Source organism: Sinorhizobium sp. Y406, assembly GCF_058732025.1.
This window is the reverse complement of sequence record NZ_CM178974.1, coordinates 2166153-2185796: the sequence shown is the minus strand read 5'-3', so window position 1 is coordinate 2185796 and position 19644 is coordinate 2166153. Positions and strand designations below refer to the sequence as shown.

The 19644-nt window shown below is 63.6% G+C and carries 16 protein-coding genes; 2 read left to right on the top strand and 14 right to left on the bottom strand.

What is annotated here, in order from left to right:
• Positions 1–52: 52 nt before the first annotated feature.
• The 9 genes from AC4P1R_RS10465 to bcoG all read right to left on the bottom strand — a co-directional run bounded on the left by AC4P1R_RS10465 (position 53) and on the right by bcoG (position 12588).
• Positions 53–1684: an ABC transporter ATP-binding protein gene (locus AC4P1R_RS10465; protein ID WP_492176879.1), complete on the bottom strand. Its 1632-nt coding sequence runs from the start codon at positions 1682–1684 to the stop codon at positions 53–55.
• On the bottom strand, positions 1677–2504 hold the full coding sequence (locus tag AC4P1R_RS10460) for an ABC transporter permease (protein WP_069461464.1): 828 nt from the start codon (positions 2502–2504) through the stop codon (positions 1677–1679). The genes AC4P1R_RS10465 and AC4P1R_RS10460 overlap by 8 nt, the downstream gene beginning before the upstream one ends.
• On the bottom strand, positions 2501–3613 hold the full coding sequence (locus AC4P1R_RS10455) for an ABC transporter permease (RefSeq protein ID WP_492176878.1): 1113 nt from the start codon (positions 3611–3613) through the stop codon (positions 2501–2503). Before AC4P1R_RS10455 ends, AC4P1R_RS10460 begins: the two co-directional genes overlap by 4 nt.
• Positions 3614–3615: 2 nt before the next feature.
• Complete coding sequence (locus AC4P1R_RS10450; protein WP_069461466.1) at positions 3616–5205, bottom strand: ABC transporter substrate-binding protein; 1590 nt, start codon at positions 5203–5205, stop codon at positions 3616–3618.
• Between the two features lie 364 nt (positions 5206–5569).
• Positions 5570–6352, bottom strand: a complete 783-nt coding sequence (locus tag AC4P1R_RS10445; protein ID WP_069461467.1) for a carnitinyl-CoA dehydratase — start codon at positions 6350–6352, stop codon at positions 5570–5572.
• 5 nt (positions 6353–6357) lie between these two features.
• Complete coding sequence (locus AC4P1R_RS10440) at positions 6358–8421, bottom strand: acetate--CoA ligase family protein (RefSeq protein ID WP_492176877.1); 2064 nt, start codon at positions 8419–8421, stop codon at positions 6358–6360.
• 215 nt (positions 8422–8636) lie between these two features.
• Positions 8637–9797: an acyl-CoA dehydrogenase family protein gene (locus AC4P1R_RS10435; RefSeq protein ID WP_069461469.1), complete on the bottom strand. Its 1161-nt coding sequence runs from the start codon at positions 9795–9797 to the stop codon at positions 8637–8639.
• 183 nt (positions 9798–9980) lie between these two features.
• A complete protein-coding gene (locus tag AC4P1R_RS10430; RefSeq protein ID WP_069461470.1) occupies positions 9981–11471 on the bottom strand; it encodes a carnitine 3-dehydrogenase in 1491 nt (496 codons plus the stop codon).
• A gap of 214 nt (positions 11472–11685) precedes the next feature.
• A complete protein-coding gene (gene bcoG, locus AC4P1R_RS10425) occupies positions 11686–12588 on the bottom strand; it encodes a 3-dehydrocarnitine:acetyl-CoA trimethylamine transferase BcoG (RefSeq protein WP_492176876.1) in 903 nt (300 codons plus the stop codon).
• 107 nt (positions 12589–12695) lie between these two features.
• On the opposite strand from bcoG, the gene AC4P1R_RS10420 reads away from it, so the two are divergent.
• Complete coding sequence (locus AC4P1R_RS10420; protein WP_151611501.1) at positions 12696–13667, top strand: GlxA family transcriptional regulator; 972 nt, start codon at positions 12696–12698, stop codon at positions 13665–13667.
• Positions 13668–13756: 89 nt separating this feature from the next.
• Here the strand turns inward: AC4P1R_RS10420 and AC4P1R_RS10415 are convergent, their stop codons facing one another.
• From AC4P1R_RS10415 to AC4P1R_RS10395, 5 genes are all read right to left on the bottom strand, one after another.
• Positions 13757–14518 carry an SDR family NAD(P)-dependent oxidoreductase gene (locus tag AC4P1R_RS10415; RefSeq protein WP_151611500.1) on the bottom strand — a complete coding sequence of 254 codons (762 nt, stop codon included), beginning with the start codon at positions 14516–14518 and terminating at the stop codon, positions 13757–13759.
• Positions 14519–14522: 4 nt separating this feature from the next.
• The gene (locus tag AC4P1R_RS10410; RefSeq protein WP_151611499.1) at positions 14523–15341 is read right to left on the bottom strand and encodes an ABC transporter permease; all 819 of its coding nucleotides are present in this window, start codon (positions 15339–15341) and stop codon (positions 14523–14525) included.
• Positions 15341–16204, bottom strand: a complete 864-nt coding sequence (locus tag AC4P1R_RS10405; RefSeq protein ID WP_069461475.1) for an ABC transporter permease — start codon at positions 16202–16204, stop codon at positions 15341–15343. Before AC4P1R_RS10405 ends, AC4P1R_RS10410 begins: the two co-directional genes overlap by 1 nt.
• A gap of 106 nt (positions 16205–16310) precedes the next feature.
• Positions 16311–17471, bottom strand: coding sequence for a polyamine ABC transporter substrate-binding protein (locus AC4P1R_RS10400; RefSeq protein WP_492176875.1), 1161 nt, complete (start codon positions 17469–17471; stop codon positions 16311–16313).
• Between the two features lie 50 nt (positions 17472–17521).
• Positions 17522–18601, bottom strand: coding sequence for an ABC transporter ATP-binding protein (locus AC4P1R_RS10395; protein WP_492176874.1), 1080 nt, complete (start codon positions 18599–18601; stop codon positions 17522–17524).
• Positions 18602–18797: 196 nt separating this feature from the next.
• Here AC4P1R_RS10395 and AC4P1R_RS10390 point away from each other — a divergent pair, with 196 nt between their 5' ends.
• Positions 18798–19601: a helix-turn-helix transcriptional regulator gene (locus AC4P1R_RS10390; protein WP_083265483.1), complete on the top strand. Its 804-nt coding sequence runs from the start codon at positions 18798–18800 to the stop codon at positions 19599–19601.
• The last annotated feature ends 43 nt before the right edge of the window (positions 19602–19644 follow it).

Genomic DNA, 19644 nt, shown 5'->3' with positions numbered 1-19644 from the left:
CAGCGGAAGGAGCGTGCGGGCGTAAAAGGGCGCGCCGCCGATCCGCCTGCCGTCAATTCCCGGCGCTTTCCATGCGCCGAGTCGCGAGCACCCTTTCGAGCCAGCCGATCTCCATTTCCGGAACCGACTTCAGCAGGAGGTCGGTATAGTCGTCGAAGGGGGGCGACAGTACCTTCGATTTCGGCCCGAAGCGAACCAGCCGGCCGCGATGCATCACGGCGACGCTATCGGCAATGGCTCGGACGATGGCGATGTCGTGGGTGATAAAGACATAGGAAACAGCGGTTTCCTCCTGAAGCTTCAGAAGCAGATTCAGGATGCCTTCGGCCACAAGCGGATCGAGCGCCGAGGTCGGTTCGTCGCAGAGGATGAGCTCGGGCTCGGCGGCGAGCGCCCGAGCGATCGCGACGCGCTGCTTCTGGCCGCCGGACAGTTCGGCGGGATAGCGGTCGAGGAAGCGCGATCCCATCTCGATCTGGTCGAGCAGTTCCTTGATACGTTCGGTCTTCCTCGCGCCTCGCATTCCGAAATAGAAGGAGAGCGGCCGTCCAATGATGTCGCGCACCGTCTGGCGCGGATTCATCGCCGTGTCCGCCATCTGGTAGATCATCTGGATCCGGCGCAGTTCCTCCTGTGTCCGGCTCTTCAGAGCCTTCGGCAGCTCCTTGCCCTCGAAGGTGATCCGCCCCTCGGTCGGCGGCAGGAGCCCGGTGATGACGCGCGCGAGGGTCGATTTGCCGGAGCCGGATTCGCCGACGATCGCCAGCGTCTGGCCCTTCGGCAGATGCATCGAGACGTCATGCAGCACCTTGAAGCCGTTGCCATAGGCGGCATGGACATGCTCGATCTTGAGAAGTGTGCCGGATTGGTCTTCGGCTTCTGCCCGCTTCGTTTGGCGGACGCTGACCAGCGCCCGCGTATAGTCTTCCTTTGGGGCTTCGATCACCTGTTTCGTCGTGCCGTATTCGACGGTCTTGCCATGGCGCAGCACCATGATGTCGTCGGAAACTTGCGCCACCACCGCGAGGTCGTGGGTGATGTAGAGCGCCGCCGTACGCGTTTCCTCGATCGCGTGCTTGATGGCCGCGAGCACGTCGATCTGCGTCGTCACGTCGAGCGCCGTCGTCGGTTCGTCGAAGACGATCAACTCCGGATTGGGGCAGAGCGCCATGGCGGTCATGGCGCGCTGCAACTGCCCGCCGGAGACCTGGTGCGGATAGCGCTCGCCAAAGTTTTCCGGGTTGGGAAGGCCGAGCACGCGGAAAAGATAGAGCGCGCGCTCTTTTGCTTCCTCGCGCGTCATGATGCCGTGGCGGAGCGAGGCTTCGATCACCTGGTCGCCGAGCTTGTGGGCCGGGTTGAATGCGGCAGCGGCGGATTGGGCGACGTAGCAGACCCGGGCGCCGCGGATCATGCGGATGCCGGTCTTGTCGAGCTTCAGGATGTCCTTGCCGTCGAGCAGCACTTCGCCGCCGGTGATGCGGACGCCGCCGCGGCCATAGGCGAGCGCCGAAAGGCCGATCGTCGACTTGCCGGCGCCGGATTCGCCGATCAGGCCCAGCACCTTGCCCTTCTCGAGCTCGAAGGAAACGCCTTCGACCAATGTGACCACCTTCGGCGGTTCGCCCGGCGGATAGCTCGTCGCCTCGATCTTGAGGTTCTTTACGGAAAGCAGATCAGGCATCGCCGCGGCCTCCTTTCAGGCTCGAAGTACGCTTCATCAGCCAGTCGACGACCAGGTTGACGCAGATGGCAAGCGTGGCGATCGCGGCACCGGGCACGAGCGCGGCCGAGATGCCGAAGATGATGCCGTCCTTGTTGTCCTTGACCATGCCGCCCCAATCGGCGGCCGGCGGCTGGATCCCGAGGCCGAGGAAGGAGAGCGTGGAGAGGAACAGGATCGAAAAGGCGAAGCGCAGGCCGAATTCGGCGAGCAGCGGCGACAGCGTGTTCGGCAGGATTTCCCGGAAAATGATCCAGAGCGAGCCTTCGCCGCGCAGCCTTGCCGCCTCGACGAACTCCATCACCGCGACATCGAGCGCCACGGCACGGCCAATGCGGAAGACGCGGGTGGAATCGAGCACGGCCATGACGAGGATCAGGATCCAGAGGTGCTGTGGCAGCACGGCAAGCACGACAAGGGCGAAGATCAGTGTCGGGATCGCCATCATCAGGTCGTTGAAGCGCGAAAACAGCTGGTCGACGAAGCCGCCCATCACGGCTGCGGCGAAGCTTAAGATCATGCCAAGCGCGAAGGAAAGTACGGTGGCCGCCAGCGCCACCAGGATGGTGGTGCGGGCGCCATAGATCAGGCGCGAGAGCAGGTCGCGCCCGAGATTGTCGGTTCCGAGCAGGAATTCCCCACCGGCCGGCATCCAGATCTCGCCGACGATTTCCCGCTCGCCAAAGGGGGCGAGAAATGGCGCGAAGACCGCGCAGAGGATCGCAATGGCGATGCCGGCAATGCCAACCCAGGCGCTGATTGGTATGGATTTCACGTTCATCGCGGATGCCTCAGTCTCGGATTGGCGAGAATGGCGAGAATGTCGGCCGCCATGTTGAGGAAGATGTAGAAGGCTGCGAAAATGAGGCCACAGGCCTGCACGACCGGCATATCGCGCACCGTCACCGCATCGACCATGTATTGCCCCATGCCCGGATAGACGAAGACGACCTCCACGACGACCACGCCGACGACCAGATAGGCGAGGTTGAGTGCGATGACGTTGATCACCGGCGCCACCGCATTCGGCGCGGCATGACGGGCGATGATGCGGAAGGTGCTGAGCCCTTTCAGTTCCGCCGTCTCGACATAGGCCGAGGACATCACGTTGAGGATCGCCGCCCGCGTCATGCGCATCATGTGGGCAAGGACGACCAGCACGAGCGTCGCGACGGGAAGCGCGATCGCCGACAGCCGATCGGCAAGCGCCATGCTGTCATAGACGGTGGCCGGGAAGGTGGCGACGCCCCATTCGACGGCAAAGACCATGATCAGAAGATAGCCAACGAAGAATTCCGGCAGTGAAATCGCCGCAAGCGAGATCACATTGATGATCTTGTCCGGCATGCGGTTGCGGAACTGTACCGCCACCATGCCGAGGCCGACGGCAAGCGGCACCGAGACGAGTGCCGCGAAGAAGGCGAGAAAGAGAGAATTGCCGAGCCGCTTGCCGATCTGTTCGCTGACGGATTGCTTGCTCGCCCAGGAGGTGCCGAAATCGCCCGTGACAGCGCCGCCGAGCCAACTCAAGTAGCGTTCGCTCCACGGCCGGTCGAGGCCGAGATCCCGTCGGATGTTCTCCACCGCCTGGGGCGTCGCCGATTGCCCGAGATAGGTGGTGGCGAAATCGCCGGGCAGCGCCTCGATGCCGCCGGAAATCATCAGCGACACGGCGAAGAGCAGTCCAACGCTTAGCCCGAGGCGCTTGAGGATCAGCGCCGCGAGCGGACGACGAAAGACGAAACGCCGCCAGAACGTGCCGCCGATCTCGCCCGTGGCGACGGCGGCTGTGGGGTTTGCTGGCATTCCGGAAGGGTCGGTGGACCGCGCGTCGATTTCGCGCGCGGTCTCATCCGTCGGAACCGGACCAGCCATTGGTCCGCTTGCCATCGTCAGGCGTCCAGCCAGACTCGGGTCGCGACATAGCCGTTCGACATGTCGTTGCCGATGTCGTGGACATAGCCCTTCACCTGCTTGCTCGCCGCGTTCACGAAATCGTTGAACATGGGCAGGATCAGGCCGCCCTCGTCGCGCACCATCATCGCCATGGTGCGGTACATCTCCTTGCGCTTGGCCTCATCCAGTTCGGAACGTGCCTCGAGCAGGAGCTTGTCGAAATCCGGGCGCAGGAAGCGGGTGTCGTTCCAGTCGGCCGTCGACAGATAGGCGGTCGAATACATCTGGTCCTGGGTCGGCCGACCGCCCCAATAGGAGGTGCAGAAGGGCTGGGCGTTCCAGACATTGGTCCAATAGCCGTCGCCCGGTTCGCGCTTGACCTCGATGTCGATGCCGGCTTTCTTTGCGCTCGCCTGATAGAGAACGGCCGCGTCGACCGCGCCCGGAAAGGCGACGTCGGACGTGCGCAGCAGGACCGATCCGCTGTGACCCGACTTCTTGTAGTGGAAGGCGGCCTTGTCCGGATCGTAGGTGCGCTGCTCGATCCCCTCCGGGAACAGGGCATAGGTTTCGTTGATCGGGAAGTCGTTGCCGATCTTGCCGTAGCCGCCAAGGATGCGCTGGACCATGGTCTCGCGATCCATCGCCAGCTTCAGCGCCATCCGAAGGTCGTTATTGTCGAACGGCGCGGTGTTGCAGTGCATGATGAAGACGTAGTGGCCGCGGCCGGAAGTGTTCAGGATCTCGACGGTTGGCGCCCGCTTCAACAAAGACACCGTCTTCGGGTCGACACGGTTGATAAAGTGCACCTGGCCGGAGGAAAGCGCGGCGATACGCGCCGTCGCGTCGTTCATGGCGATGAGTTCGACCGAATCGACATAGCCGCGGTCCGTGCGCCAGTCGTCGGCGTTCTTCTCGAAGGTGGCGCGCACGCCCGGTTCGAAGCTCATGACCTTGTAAGGACCGGTGCCGATCATCGCGTCGGGATTATCGAGGCCGCCGTTCGGCTGGATGATCAGGTGATAGTCGGAAAGAAGCAGCGGCAGGTCCGCATTGCCTTCCGTCAGCACCAGCACCAGCTTGTCGCCGTCCGCCTTGATCTCCTTGATCGACTTCATGACGCCCAGCGCGCCCGACTCGGACTTCTCGTCCGTGTGGCGCTGCAGCGTCTTGACCACGTCGTCGACGGTCAGTTCCTTGCCGTCGTGGAACTTGACGCCCTTGCGGATCGCGAAGGTCCAGGTCGACGCGTCGGCGGAAGGCTCCCAGGATTCGGCAAGCGCCGGCACCGGTGCACCGGTCGTCGGATGGCTTTCGACGAGGGTGTCGCCCCAGTTGCGGCCAACGACGAACAGGAACTGCGACAGCGCCTTCGCCGGATCCCTGGAATCGGTGGCGGCTGCGCCCTCGAGGCCGAGCTTCAGGTGACCGCCGCGCTTCGGCTCCTGCGCTGCGGCACTGGTCGCGAAAAGCGTGTTCGCCGTCGACGCGGCTATACCGAGGGCGGCCGCGCGTCCGAGAAATTCGCGCCGGTTCATTTTGCCCAGCATGACTTGTCGTGTCAGATAGTCCTTGTAATCGCTCATTCCCCTGTTCCCTTCTTTAGCCGGCATTCGCCGTTTGTTGTCTATCGTCAGAGACTGTTGCGCTTCGCCATTTTGTAATGGCTCAAGGCGGCTTCGTAGCCTGTTCGAGTATCTTCTTGCCCGTCCTCCTGTTCTTTCAGGGCCACCGCTGCTGCTAAGGCTAGCCAGTTGGATGCAGCTTGTAACGTCCCAGTTTATCAATTCTTCCCATAAAGTCTGTCTATGGGGGCCGTTCTTCGTCGACGTGCGGCCGGTCGTTTCATTCTAAGCAGATATTCATGGGTTTACCCACGATTATCTGCTTAGATTCCTTGGCTTTGCCGCAGGTTCTGATCGCAAAGCCCTGGGACTTCGCGGCACCTGCCTATCGCCCTTTCCAGATCGGATCGCGCTTCTCGGCAAAAGCGCGCGCCCCTTCCAACTGGTCTTCGCTCGAATAGAGCACATCGACCGTCCTGAACTGTCGGCGGGTGATCCTGTTCATCGTCGTCTGGAAGTCGCGGCCCTCGGCTTCACGCACGACTTCCTTGATGGCGGCATAGACGAGCGGCGGTCCGCTTTCGAGCAGGCGCGCGAGTTCCCAGGCGCGCTCCATCAGCCGCGCGGCCGGCAGGATCTCGTTGACGAAGCCCCAGCGATGGGCCTCGCCGGCCTCGAGCCAGCGGCCGGTCAGCAGCATGTCCATGGCGATGTGGTAGGGGATGCGCTTCGGCAGCTTGATCGAGGCGGCATCGGCGACCGTGCCCGAGCGGATCTCCGGCAGCGCAAAGCTTGCATGCTCCGCGGCGAGGATCAGGTCCGTCGACAGCGCGATTTCCAAGCCGCCGCCGCAACAGATGCCGTTGACGGCGGCGATGATCGGCTTGTTGAGGTCGCGCAGTTCCTGCATGCCGCCGAAACCGCCGATGCCGTAATCGCCATCGACGGCATCGCCCGCTGCCGCGGCCTTAAGGTCCCAGCCGGCGCAAAAGAATTTTTCGCCGGCACCGGTGACGATGGCTACCCGGAGGTCCGGATCGTCGCGGAAATCCCGGAAGACTTCGCCCATGATCCGGCTCGTCTTCAAGTCGATGGCGTTCGCCTTCGGCCGGTCGATGGTGACTTCGAGGATGCCGCCTTCGCGACGGGTGTGGATCGGTCCGGTCATAGGCGCTATTTCCTCCGGCGGATCAGGGCGTCGGCGGCAACGGCTCCGCGGCCGTCCGGCAACACCATTATGGGATTGATATCCAGTTCGTCGAGTTTCGCAGCGTTTGCAACGACATAGGATGCCACGGCAGCGACAGTTTTTACGAGAGATGCGACATCCGCCTGCGGAGCGCCGCGATAGCCCCCCATCAGTTTGCTGATCTTCAGGCCATCAATGGCTTCGCGGATTGCCTCTTCCGTCGTCGGAAGCGTCAGGATCGCCGTGTCGTCCAGCAGTTCCACCAGGATTCCGCCGGCGCCGATGGTGAGCACCGGGCCCGCGACCGCGTCGCGCGTGGCGCCGACGATCACCTCCGCGACCGGTTTGGCGACCATCTTCTCAACCAGATAGCCGGATGCGCCCGAGGCCATCGCCTCGGCCGCGGCAAGCACCTGATCGCGACAGGCGAGATCCAGTCTGACCGCGCCGGCTTCAGTTTTGTGTGCGACGCCCAGGCGCTTGAGCGCAACGGGGAAGCCCAGCGCGTCGCCGGCATTCGCCGCCTGCGTCGGCGATTGCGCGGTTCTGCCCGGCGGAACGGCTATGCCGGCTCGCGCGAGTTCCGCTTTGGCTTCGGCCTCCGTCAGGGTTTCGGCTTCGCCCTCTGAAACCGCCGTCGTCACGAGCGGCGGGAGAGGGGGCTTTCTCCAGTGGGCGCCGATGGAGACGGCGGTCTCGGCGGCGGCGAGCGCCTCGTCTATGCCGAAGAAAGGCACGACGCCCGCCGCGATCAGCGAGAGCGCCGTTTCCTCCGGCATGTTTTCACCAAGGCTGGCAACGATTCCGGCAGCGGCAGCGGTCGCATTCGCTGCGTCGATCACCGCCTCGCAGGTCGTCACCCAGTCGGCGGCGTCGCAGCGGTCGAGGCGGGGGAAATCGAGCACGATCAGGTTGAGCGCATAACCGCCCCGCATCATCGCGGCGAAGGCCGCACTCTGTTTTTCGCGATTGCCCCAGACAAAGGTGTGGTAATCGAGCGGATTGGAGATCGTCACCATTTCGCCGAGGGCTTCCTTGAGCGGCTGGCGCTGGTCCTCCTTGAGAGGACGGAAATTGAGCCGGCGCTTGACGCCCGCATCCGCCATCAGCGAGGCCTCGCCGCCGGAACAGCTCATCGAGGAAATATCGGCGCTATCGAGCGGGCCGTGGAGATGCAGGAGCTTCAGCGTTTCCAGAAGCTCCGGAAGCGTGTCGACGCGGCCGATGCCGAGGCGGGCGAGAAGCGCCGAAGAGACGCGGTCATTGCCGGCAAGAGAGGCGGTGTGGGACACCGTCGCAAGCTGCGCGGCCTTCGACTTGCCGACCTTCAGCGCCACGATCGGCTTACGCAACTGCCGCGCGCGCGCCGCCAGACGCTCCAACGCTTCGATGCTGTCGAAACCCTCGATGTGGAGCCCGACGGCGGTAACGCGCGGATCCTCGACGACGGCGCAGGCGAGGTCGGAAAGTCCCGTCTGTGCCTGGTTGCCGGCGGTCATGACATAGGCGAGCGGCAGCCCGCGCTTCTGCATCGAGATGTTGCAGGCGATGTTGGAGGATTGCGTGAGGATCGCGACGCCGCGCTCGACGCGTTGCATGCCGTGCTGGTCGGGCCAGAGCAGGGCGCCATCCAGCATATTGATGAAGCCGTAGCAATTGGGCCCGACGATCGGCATGTCGCCGGCGGCCGCGACCAGCGCCTCCTGCAGGCCGTTGCCGTCGGCAAGCTCGTTCGCCGCCTCGCGAAAACCCGAGGCATAGCAGATGGCGCCGCCGGCGCCGCGCGTCGCAAGTTCGCGGATGATCTCGATCGTCAGCGCCCGGTTGACCCCGACGAAGGCGGCGTCCGGCGCCTTCGGAAGTTCGGTGACGGAGCGGTAGCAGCGGCGGCCGAGAATTTCCTCTTCGCGCGGATGGACCGGCCAGATCTGGCCGGAATAGCCCATCCGGTCGCATTGCTCAATGACCCGGCGGGCCTCCTTGCCACCGAAGACCGCGATGGAGCGGGGGCGGATGAGGCGATCGAGAGAGCGGGGAATCCGTGTCATCTCCGGATTCCTTTGCCAGGAAAGACCCCTCCCCAACCCCTCCCCACAAGGGGGAGGGGCTTCGTGGCGGCGCCGTCTCGCCCAACCCGACATCTCCACGTGTGGCGTCCGTTCAAGTTAGGGAAGGAGGGCGCGGCAGTGTGGCCCCTCCCCCTTGTGGGGAGGGGTTGGGGAGGGGTCTTTTGAACATCGCAAGCGAGAAAAGTCGCCATCGCTCAAGCCCCCAACGGCCTGAGCAGATCGCGGCTGATGATGTGCCGCTGGATCTCCGAGGTGCCGTCCCAGATGCGTTCGACGCGAGCGTCGCGCCAGAAGCGGGCGAGCGGCAGGTCGTCCATCAGGCCCATGCCGCCATAGATCTGGATCGCCTCGTCGGTGACGTGGGCAAGCATCTCGGTGGCGAAGACCTTCGCCGAAGCGATTTCCCGGTTCGACGGCAGACCCTGATCGAGCCTCCAGGCGGCCGAAAGCGTCAGCAGGTCGGCGGCGTCGATTTCGGTGATCATGTCGGCGAGCTTGAAGGAGACGCCCTGGTTGGCTCCGATCGGCTTGCCGAACTGCTTGCGCTCCGCGGCATAGCTCAGCGCGTAATCGAAAGCGCGGCGCGCCCGTCCGACCGAGGTGGCGGCAACCGTCAGCCGCGTCGCATAGAGCCAGTCATTGGCAAGCTCGAATCCCTTGTGCACCTCGCCGAGGATCTGCGCGGAGGGCAGCCGGCAATCGTCGAAGGTAAGGATGCAGTTCTTGTAGCCGCGATGGGAGACGGAATTGTAGCCTTCGCGGATTTCGAAACCCGGGGTGCCGCGGTCGACGAGGAAGCAGGTGATCTTCTTCTTCGGCCCGCGCGGCGTCTCTTCCTCGCCGGTGGCGATGAACACGATGACGAAATCGGCAATGTCGGCATGGCTGATGAAATGCTTCGTGCCGTTGACGATCCAGTCGCCGCCGTCCGGCCGGGCGAAGCATTTCATGCCGCGCACGTCGGACCCCGCATCCGGCTCGGTCATGGCAAGCGCGTCGAACCTGTCGCCGCGAACGGCCGGCAGCAGGTAACGCTCGCGCTGCTCGTCATTGCAGGCCATCAGAATGCCGGAGGGGCGGCCGAAGAACACGGTGAGTCCCATCGATCCGCGGCCGAGTTCGCGCTCGACGAGCGTGAAGGTGAGGTGATCGAGCCCGGCGCCGCCGACTTCTTCGGGGAAGTTGCAGGCGAAAAAGCCGAGCTCCCTGCATTTGCGGGCGATCTCGAGGCCGAGCTCGCGCGGCACCATGCCGGCGCGCTCGACCTCGTTCTCATGCGGATAGATCTCGGTCTCGACGAAGCTGCGGACCGTGTCGACGATCATCTGCTGTTCTTCGGTCAATGCGAAATTCATCGTTCTCCCTCGTCAATTTTTATTCGCTTGCTTTCGCCTGCCGATCGCTCCTCATCGACCTGTTGGCCGCTGCGGGCGTTGCATTTTGCTCCTCTCCTCGGGTTTAACCCGAGGACTAACCCTCTCCCCGCAGGCGGGGAGAGGTCCCGCGGGCGGATGGGGGCACATCCGCCCGCAAGGCCTTCAGCGCCGCTGCCCTACATGCCGCCCTGCACCCTGTGGCACCGGCAGCCTCGCATGAGCGTCCGCGATCGGTCGCAGCTTCGCCGTCACCTCTGCGGGTGCCGGCACCGACTTGCCGGCGCTGGCATCGACGTGCAGCATCATCTGCTCGGCGGTGGCGATGACCTCGCCGGACGCCGCGTCGTGGATCCGCGTGAAGAAGTGGATGCGCTTGTCGTCGGAGCTCAGGAGCTGCAGCGTCGTGTAAATCGCCTGTCCGAGCTTCGCCTCGCCAAGATGGCGGATATGGGTCTCCACCGTATAGTAGCTGTGGCCGGCCTCGACATAGGCGAAGTCTACGCCGATCAGCCTCAGCAGCGCATCGGACGTATCGCCGAAGAGCTGCAGATAGCGGTGCTCGGTCATGTGGCCGTTATAGTCGACCCAGGCGGCGTTGACCCTGGTGTCGACGAGGCGCAGCGGCCCCGAGGTGTCGTAGGTTTTCGACGGGTTGCCGCCCTTCGCCCAGAGGCGCGTCTCGAAGTCTGCGAGCAGCTTGCCGGCGCCCCAGCCCTTACCTCCGTCGCCAGCCTTGAGCGCATGCATGATGCCGACGAGGTTTTCGTCGCGGATGCGCTCGAGTTCGCGGATCGAACGGCCCGCCGCCTGCGCGTCTGACTGCGCGCCGATCTTCTCGATCAGTTCGTCATCGAGATCGACGACATCGGTGAATTTGGTCCAGGGCCATTTCAGACAGGGGCCGAACTGCGCGAGGAAATGGCGCATACCGGCTTCCCCGCCGGCGATGCGATAGGTCTCGAAAAGGCCCATCTGCGCCCAACGCATGCCGAAAGAATAGCGCATGACATCGTCGAGGGTCTCGGTGTCGCAGATGTCGTCCTTGATCAACCAGAGCGCTTCGCGCCAGAGCGCTTCGAGAAGACGGTCGCCGACGAAGGCCTCAATCTCCTTGGCAATGACCACGCCCTTCATGCCGATCTCCGCAACGGCTGCTTCCGCGCGCCTGATCGTCTCCGGCGAGGTTTTCTTCCCGCCGACGAGCTCCACCAGCGGCAGTAGATAGACCGGGTTATAGGGGTGCGCCACGAACATGCGTTCCGGATGCTTCATCTCCGTCTGCAGGTCGGAGGGCAACAGCCCGGAGGTCGATGATCCGATCAGCGCGTCTGGGCGGGCGGCCGCGTCGATTTCGGTGAGGACGCCGCGCTTCAATGGCAGCCTCTCCGGAACGCTTTCCTGAATCCAGTCAACGTCCTCGACGGCTTCTTTGATGCTCTTGCAGAAGGCGAGTTTGCCACGCGGCGGCAGCGGCGCCATGGTCAGCATGCCATAGGCGCGTTCGGCATTGGCCATGACTTCGCCGATGATGCGCTCGGCTTCCGCGTGCGGGTCGAATATGTTGACGTCGATGCCGGCAAGCACGAAACGTGCCGCCCAGGCCCCGCCGATGACGCCGCCGCCGATGCAGGCGGCCTTGGTGATAATGGTCATGCCCTCTCCATTTGCGTCGTAACCCTTCCGGCCCTTCGGGCCACCCTCCCACAAGGGGAGGGATGGGTGGCTCCAGGTCCTTTTCGTCCCTCGCTGCGCTGTGCTTGCCGCTGTTCCGTCCCAACGCCTCAACAGGTACCGACGCTAGCTTTCAGGCCCATGCAGTACCGCGCAGTAAGCCCTCCCCCTTGTGGGAGGGCGGGGAGGGGTGTTCTTACCGCTTCGTCAGCTTCAGCTTTTCGCGGACCTCCTGCGGCCCGATGATCCTGGCGCCCATGCCTTCGATGACCGATACGGCCTTTTCGACAAGCTGGGCGTTGGTCGCGAGCTGGCCCTTGGCGACGTACAGATTGTCCTCGAGGCCGACCCGGACATTGCCGCCGGCAAGGATCGCGGCGGCCGGATAGGCCATGGCGTTGCGGCCGATCGTGAAGGCCGAGAATGTCCAGTTTGCCGGCACGTTGTTTACCATCGCCATGAAGGTGTTGAGATCGTCCGGCGCCCCCCAGGGAATGCCCATGCAGAGCTGGATCAGCACCGGATCCTCGATCAGACCTTCCTCGACGAGTTGCTTGGCGAACCAGAGGTGGCCGGTGTCGAACGCCTCGATTTCCGGGCGCACGCCAAGCGCCGTCATCTGACGCGCCATTTCGCGCAGCATGGACGGCGTGTTGGTCATGACATAGTCGCCGAGCGAGAAGTTCATCGTGCCGCAGTCGAGCGTGCAGATCTCCGGCAGGCATTCGGCGACATGGGAGACGCGCTCGGTGGCGCCGGCCATGTCCGTGCCGTTTTCGTTTAACGGAAAGGGGCTCTCGACATTGCCGAAGACGAGGTCGCCGCCCATGCCCGCGGTCAGGTTGAGAACTACGTCGACATCGGCGGAGCGGATGCGGTCGGTCACCTCCCTGTAAAGATCAAGGCGGCGGGCGGGCGCACCGGTCTCCGGATCGCGGACATGGCAATGGACGATTGCGGCACCCGCCCTGGCGGCGTCGACCGCGGCTTCGGCGATCTGTTTCGGCGTCACCGGAACGTGGCCGGATTTCGAAACGGTGTCCCCCGAACCGGTGACTGCGCAGGTGATGAAAACCTCTCGGTTCATGCTGAGCGGCATAGCTGTCTCCCTTTTCGTTGAGCCCATTACGAGCCAGAAAGGTCGCCGCTGCTTTCCATAAACGGAAGGATCCTATACATTCTCGGCACGAGCGGGGAGTTTCGCAAATGGAAGACATTGCTTTGCAGGTGCAGCACATCGATCTGCTGGTCCTGCCGGAGACCAATCTCATTCTCGTCGCGTCGGTCGTGGAGCCGTTGCGGGCCGCCAACCGGATTGCCGGACGCAGCCTTTACAGTTGGACGATGTTCAGTCCGGACGGCGAGGCGATCGAGACCAAGAGCGGCATCCCGATCCCTGTCGCCGGTGCGTTCCGGCCGCAGCGCGAGACGGCGCCACTTTTCGTGCTGTCAAGCTACAATTGGCGGCGCGGCGCCACCTCGCATTTGAAGATGCTGCTTTCTCAGACCGCGCGGCACCGCGTGGCGATGGCGGGGATCGAATCCGGCTCCTGGCTGCTTGCGGAGGCAAGCCTGCTCGACAATTTCTCCGCGACGACGCATTGGGAGGATTTCGAGGATTTTGCCTCGACCTATCCGCAGGTGACGATGGTCCGCGAGCGTTTCGTCATAGACGGCAAGCGCATCACCACCGGAGGATCGCTGCCCACGCTTGATCTGATGCTGGAATTGATCCGGCGGGCGCATGGCTATTCGCTGGCGCTCGAAGTCTCCCGCCTCTTCATCTACGAGCAGGAGCGCACCCGCGGCGACCTCCTGCAGGTGCCGGCGATCGGCAACATGCGCATTCTCGACGCCCGTGTCGGCGTGGCGGTCAGGCTGATGGAGGAAACCGTCGAGGCGCCGCTGACGCTTGCGAAGCTAGCACGCCGCGTCGGCGTCAGCGCGCGGCACCTGCAGGACCTTTTCCGGGAGACCATGGGGGTTGCGCCGCACGAGCACTATCTGGCGCTGAGGCTTAATGCGGCACGCCGCAAGGTGATCGAGACGCGGATGGAATTTGCCGATATCGCGGCGATTTCCGGCTTTAATTCCTCTTCATCGTTCTCGCGCAGCTATCGGGCGCACTATCGCGAGAGCCCGAGCGAGACGCGCCGGCGGCTGAAGCTCAAAATCTAATTCAATGATCTCATACCCCGGTTCAACGACGGCATTTGTCCGAGTCGGAACAGCGGCTTGCCGAGTCGTGCTGAGGCGCCGATTCAAACTCAGACCACCGTCTCGCCCCCGTCGGCCACGAGGATCTGACCGGTGATGTAGGAAGACCGATCCGAGACGAGGAAGAGGATCGACTCGGCGATTTCCTCGACGCTTGCCCAGCGGCCGAGCGGCACCTTGTCGCGGATATAGGCTTCGATCGCGTCGCGACCGCCCATCTGGCGAATGAAGGGTTCGTTGAAGGGCGTGTCCACCCATCCGGGGCAGAGCGCATTCACCCGCACTCCGAATTTTGCGTAGTCTCCGGCCATTTGCCGAGTCATGGCGATCACCGCGTGCTTCGTCGTCGTGTAGGCGATCATCTCGCGGTCATAGAGCACGCCGGATGAAGACGAGGTGTTGAGGATGACGCCGCGGCCGGCGCGCTTCATAGACGACATGACGAGCCGGGCCGCCATGAAATGGGCGCGCACGTTCAGCTTCCAGGACCGGTCGAAACCCTCGACGTCGACCCCTTCGAGGTCGCCCGCGACCTGGGCTCCGGCATGGTTGTGCAGGATGTCGACGCGGCCGTGGCGGTCGAGCACATCGGCGACGCCATGCGAAAGCGCGGCGTCATCAGTGACGTCGACGGCGAGTGCTTCGGCGCTGCCGCCCGCGCCGGCGATCGAGACTGCCGTTGCTTCCGCAGCCTCCCGACTGCGGTCGATGATGACGACATGGGCGCCCTCGCGCGCCATCATGGCGGCGCCAGCCCTGCCGATGCCGGAGCCCGCTCCGGTGACGATGGCGATCCGGTCTTTCAGAATCATCGTTTCACTCCCCGGATTTGCTCTTCTTTTCGCGCATCAACAGGCGAGCACTCAAAATGAGGAGCAGCGATGCGGCCAGCACCATCGTCGCGATCGCGTTGATCTCGGGCGTCACGCCGCGGCGGATCGATGCGAAGACGTAAATCGGCAGCGTCGTTTTCGAGCCCGCGACAAAGAAGGCGATGATGAAGTCGTCAAAGGAAAAGGTGAAGGCGAGCAGGAAGCCGGCGAGGATCGACGGCAGGATCTGCGGCAGCACGATCAGTCGGAAGGTCGTCAGTGGCGTCGCGTAGAGGTCGCTCGACGCTTCGACGATGTCGCGGCCGAGGCTTGCGATGCGCGCCTTGACGATCATGGTGACGAGCGCCATTGAGAACAGCCCGTGCGCGGCGATGATCGAGCCATAGCCGAGCCCGAGTTGCGGCGGCCGCTCCCCCGGCCAAAGGTTCGCGAGTGCCGGATTGACGATGGAAAAGAGCGCGACGAGGGCGACAAGCGTAGCGATGCCGATGACGACGCCCGGCACCACGATCGCCGCGGCAAGCAGCGCATCGAAGAGCGCGCGCATCCGCGGCCTGAGCCGTTCCAGCCCGAGCGCCGCCATCGTGCCGAAGATCGCGGCGAGCACGGCGCTGGTGAAGGCGATGATCAGGCTGTTCTGCAGCGCGGCGACGAGAAAGGTGTTCGAGAGCGCCTTGCCGTACCAAGCGGTGGAAAAGCCGGTGAACTCGCTCGCATTTCGACCTGCGTTGAAGGAGAACAGCACGACGAGGGCGATCGGCGCGTAGAGGAACAGATAAACGGCGGAGAGAAAGGCGCGCATCAGACGAGATCCACCTGCCGCGTTCCGGCTATTTTCCAGGCGATCCGCATCGCCGCCATCAGCACCACGACAACCACGGCGACGAGCGTAACGGCGATCGCCGAGCCGAAGGGCCAGTTGCGCGATTGCAGGAAGAGATCGACGAGCGCGTTGCCGATGAAGAAGACCTTGCCGCCGCCGAGGAGTTGCGGGATCAGATACTCGCCGAGGAGCAGGATGGTGACAAGCGCGACCCCTGTCATGACGCCGGGTAGGGAGAGTGGCAGCGTGACGCCGAAAAAGGTCGAGACGGGTTTCGCCCCGAGATCGGCCGATGCCTCCAGGAGCCTGCGATCGAGCTTCTCGAGGCTCACGTAGATCGGCATGATCATCAGCGGTAGGTAGCCATAGACGATGCCGAGCAGGACGGCGCCCGGGGTGTTGAGCAGGCGCACGTCCTCAATGCCGATCATCGACAGAAGATTGGGGATTCCGCGCGATCCAAGGATGTACATCCACGCATAGGTGCGCACGAGAAGGCTCGTCCAGAACGGCACCACGACGAGCGAGACGAGGATGAGCCGGTAGCGCGGATTTGCCTTCACCGCGAGATAATACGCGGTTGGGTAGGCAACCAGCAGGCAGAGGAAGGCCCCGGCCGGCGCCAGCATCAGCGTGTTCCAGAAGGCGGTGGCGCGCGTCGGCAGATTGGCGAACTGCGCGAAGGTGAAGGCCGGCTGATAGCCGCCCTCGGGCGCCCGTTCGCCAAAGGCGAAGACGAGCATAGCGATGAACGGGAGGACGAGGAAGACGGAGAGCCAGCCGGCTGCCGGCGCGATGAGCGCCGCCGTTACGAGATTCCTCTTCCTGTTTGCTGCACGCATGGGGGATCGGCCGGGTGCTGTTGAACTTGTCCCCCCCCCCATCCAGACTTCGGCCAGATTTCGGATTGCCGTGCCGGATGAGAGGGAAAAGGCTGTCTGTGACGGGTCAGGCGGACTTGAAGCGGGCCATCAGCTCGGCGCGACCAGGGTCGGTCAAGGTCACGGCGGCGCCGAACTCGAGCGGCGTCAGCGACGCCTCGTCCGGATAGACGATCTTGTTCGAGGTGACCTCCTCCGGCAGCAGCTTCAGCACGCGGCTATCGGTGGTCGGCGCGCCGTTGGCGATGTGCTCCTTGACTGCGTTTTCCGGCGCCATCAGGTAATTGAGCAGCGCATAGCCGGCCGGCTTGTTGGCGGCGCTTTTCGGGATGGCATAGAAGTCCGTCCAGATCTCGCCGCCGTCCTTGCCGAGCACGTACTCGATCTCCGGCATGTCGCGGTTGAGCTGGGCGCCGTCATTGGTCCAGCACATGGTCATCCAGGCATCGGTCGCGCGCATCGCCGGCTGGTAGTCGCTGTTGATCGCGTAGAGATGCGGCTTGACGCGGAGCAACAGTTCCTCAGCCTTGGCCAACTCCTCCGGCTTGATCGAGTTGAAGGAGTAGCCGAGCGAGACGAGCGCATTGCCGATGGTGGTCAACTGATAATCATGCACCATTGTGCGGCCGTCGGCCTCCGACATCGCCACCTCGAAGAAGTCCTTCCAGCTGGATACCGGCGCTTTGATCTTGCTCGTGTTCACCGCAATCCCGGTCGTTCCCCAGTTCTTGGGAACCGCATAGGTCCTGCCGTCGACCATGCCCTCATGGGTGAAGCGCGCATTCTCGGTCGACGCATCGAAGTTCGGCAATTGTCCCATGTCCAGTTCGTCGATCAGGCCGAGCTTGACATAGGTCGAGATCGTATAATTGGTGGGAACGAACAGGTCCCAGCCGGTGCCGCCCGCCTGCAGCTTCGCGAGCATCTCTTCATTCGAACCGAAGACATTGACCTCGACGGCGACGCCGGTGGCAGCGGTGAAGGCTTCGAAGGTGGCGGGATCGTGATAGTTCGGCCAGGTGGCGATCGACATCTGGCTGCCGAGATCGCCGGCGAAAACGGTTGAATTGAAGAGGCCGGGCTGGCGTGCCAGGACAGCGGCGGCGAGGCCGAGGCCGGTTACGCCGAGGAAATGGCGCCGTGAGACCGAGCCGCGCTTCAGGCGCATCAGTTCGTCGGCGAGCTTCGCTGCAGTGATTGGGGCATTTTCTCTGTACCACTTGGTCATGACGCTGTTCCCTTGTTCTTGACAGGCATTTATGGCAGCAGACCGGCCGGTCAGGCCGGGAAGATATGCATTGCGTTCGCATCGAAGCTGAGACCGATCCTTTCTCCCGGTTCGGCGAGCTCGCTTTCGACGAGGGCTCGGCGGTCGGCGGTCACCAGAAAATCGCCGAGGCCGTCGACCTCGACGGAATATTCCACCGAAGAACCGAGAAAGATGCGATGGGTGACGGTGCCCTCGAGCGTCGAGGCACCGTCGCGCACGAGACGGATCGCCTCCGGGCGCAGCGCCACCATGGCGGCGCCGACGGTACCGTTCACCCGCGCGGGTTTTGTCAATCCCAGGCCGTTCGCGAGCCGGATCGGACCCGCGCCGGGCTCGATCGTGGCGGCGATGCGGTTGGTCTTGCCGACAAAATCGGCGACGAAGAGCGTCGCCGGCCGGTCATAGATCTCCTCGGGCGTGCCGACCTGAATGATCCGGCCGGCGTTCATGACGCAGACGAGGTCGCTCATCGACAGCGCCTCCTCCTGGTCGTGCGTCACGAGCACAAATGTGATGCCGAGCTCGCGCTGCAGGCTCTGCAACTCGATCTGCATGGCGGTGCGCAGCTTCTTGTCGAGGGCGGCGAGCGGTTCGTCGAGAAGCAGCACCTTAGGCTTGTTGACAATGGCGCGCGCGAGTGCGACTCGCTGCTGCTGTCCGCCCGACATTTCGTGGATGCGGCGCTTCGCAAAGCCGCCGAGGCGCACCATTTCCAGCGCTTCCTGTGTCCGCCGGCTTATTTCGGCGGCGGCGATGCGCGGGCGCATCTGCTTCAGCCCGTAGGCGACGTTCTGCGCGACGTCGAGATGGGGAAACAGCGCATAGTGCTGGAATACCATGTTGACCGGCCGGCGATAGGCAGGCACGCCGTTCACCGCTTCGCCACCGATATGAACGGTCCCCTCGCTCGGCTGCTCGAAACCGCCGATCATCCTCAGGCATGTGGTCTTGCCGCAGCCGGACGGGCCGAGCAAGGCGACGAAGGCGCCCTTGGGAACCGCTAGGTCGATGCCGGACACGGCCGTCACGCTGCCATAGCGTTTGGCGACCGAACGGAATTCAATATCGTTCGTCGAAGCGGATCCCACGTCTGTTCCCTGCGGTTGTTATCGGAGATCGTTCACGGTTCTGGCGCCGCCTCGTCCCCCCGTCATTGATAAGCAGCCTAGTCAGATGAGGGCGTGCAGGTATATACCCCAAGAGAGGTATTTAAGCGCTAATTGGCCTGTGGCAGGAGTATATCCGCGGACGCGCTGCAGGGCGGGAACGGGCCGGGAGGGCGATTTGGGCATCGACTTCGAGGGACTTTTTCGGGTCACAGCGTCTTTGGTGGACGGCGCCTCGATGGAGGACGAGGCTCTCGGAAACACGTTCCGACGGCTGATGCTGAGCCTGATGAGTTTCGACTATGTCGTCGTCTTCGCATATCGGGGAAAAGAACGGCCGCTCGATCTCTTCAGCACGTTCAACGCGAAGGAGCATGTGCTCTTCGTGAGCCTGTACCAGGCCGGCCCCTATCTGCTCGATCCTTTCTATCATGCCGCCTGCGCGCCGAAGCCGGGGGTCTGGCGGATGCGGGAACTCGCCCCCGATCGCTTCTTCTCCAGCGAATATTACCGCACCTACTATGTGCAGACCGGTCTTGCGGAGGAGGTAGGCTTCTTTGTTCCAGTGAGCGGGCAGGTGACCGTCGTCCTATCGCTGATGCGGCGGGAAGCGACCGGCAGCTTCAGCGCGGCGGAATTCGCGCTGCTCAAGAAGGTCGAACCGCTCGTCGCAGCGCTGGTACGGCACCATTGGGCCGATCTCGACCGCCGCTTCGACGCGGCGCTCGCAAAAACCGGTCGGAACCGCCGCAAGGCGACGCATCCGCCCGCTGATGGTGTCTGGCGACATCTCAACCTCACGGAGCGGGAGACTTCGATCATCGAACTCGTGCTGCAGGGGCATTCATCGGAGTCGATCGGATTGAAGCTCGGCATTTCGACCGGGACCGTGAAAGTCCATCGTCGCAACGTCTACCGCAAGCTCGGCATCTCCTCGCAGACGCAACTCCTGTCGCTCTACATCAATAGTCTCGGACATTGAGAGCAATGATTCCTCATGGGTTCAGAAAGAAGGATGGCGCGCC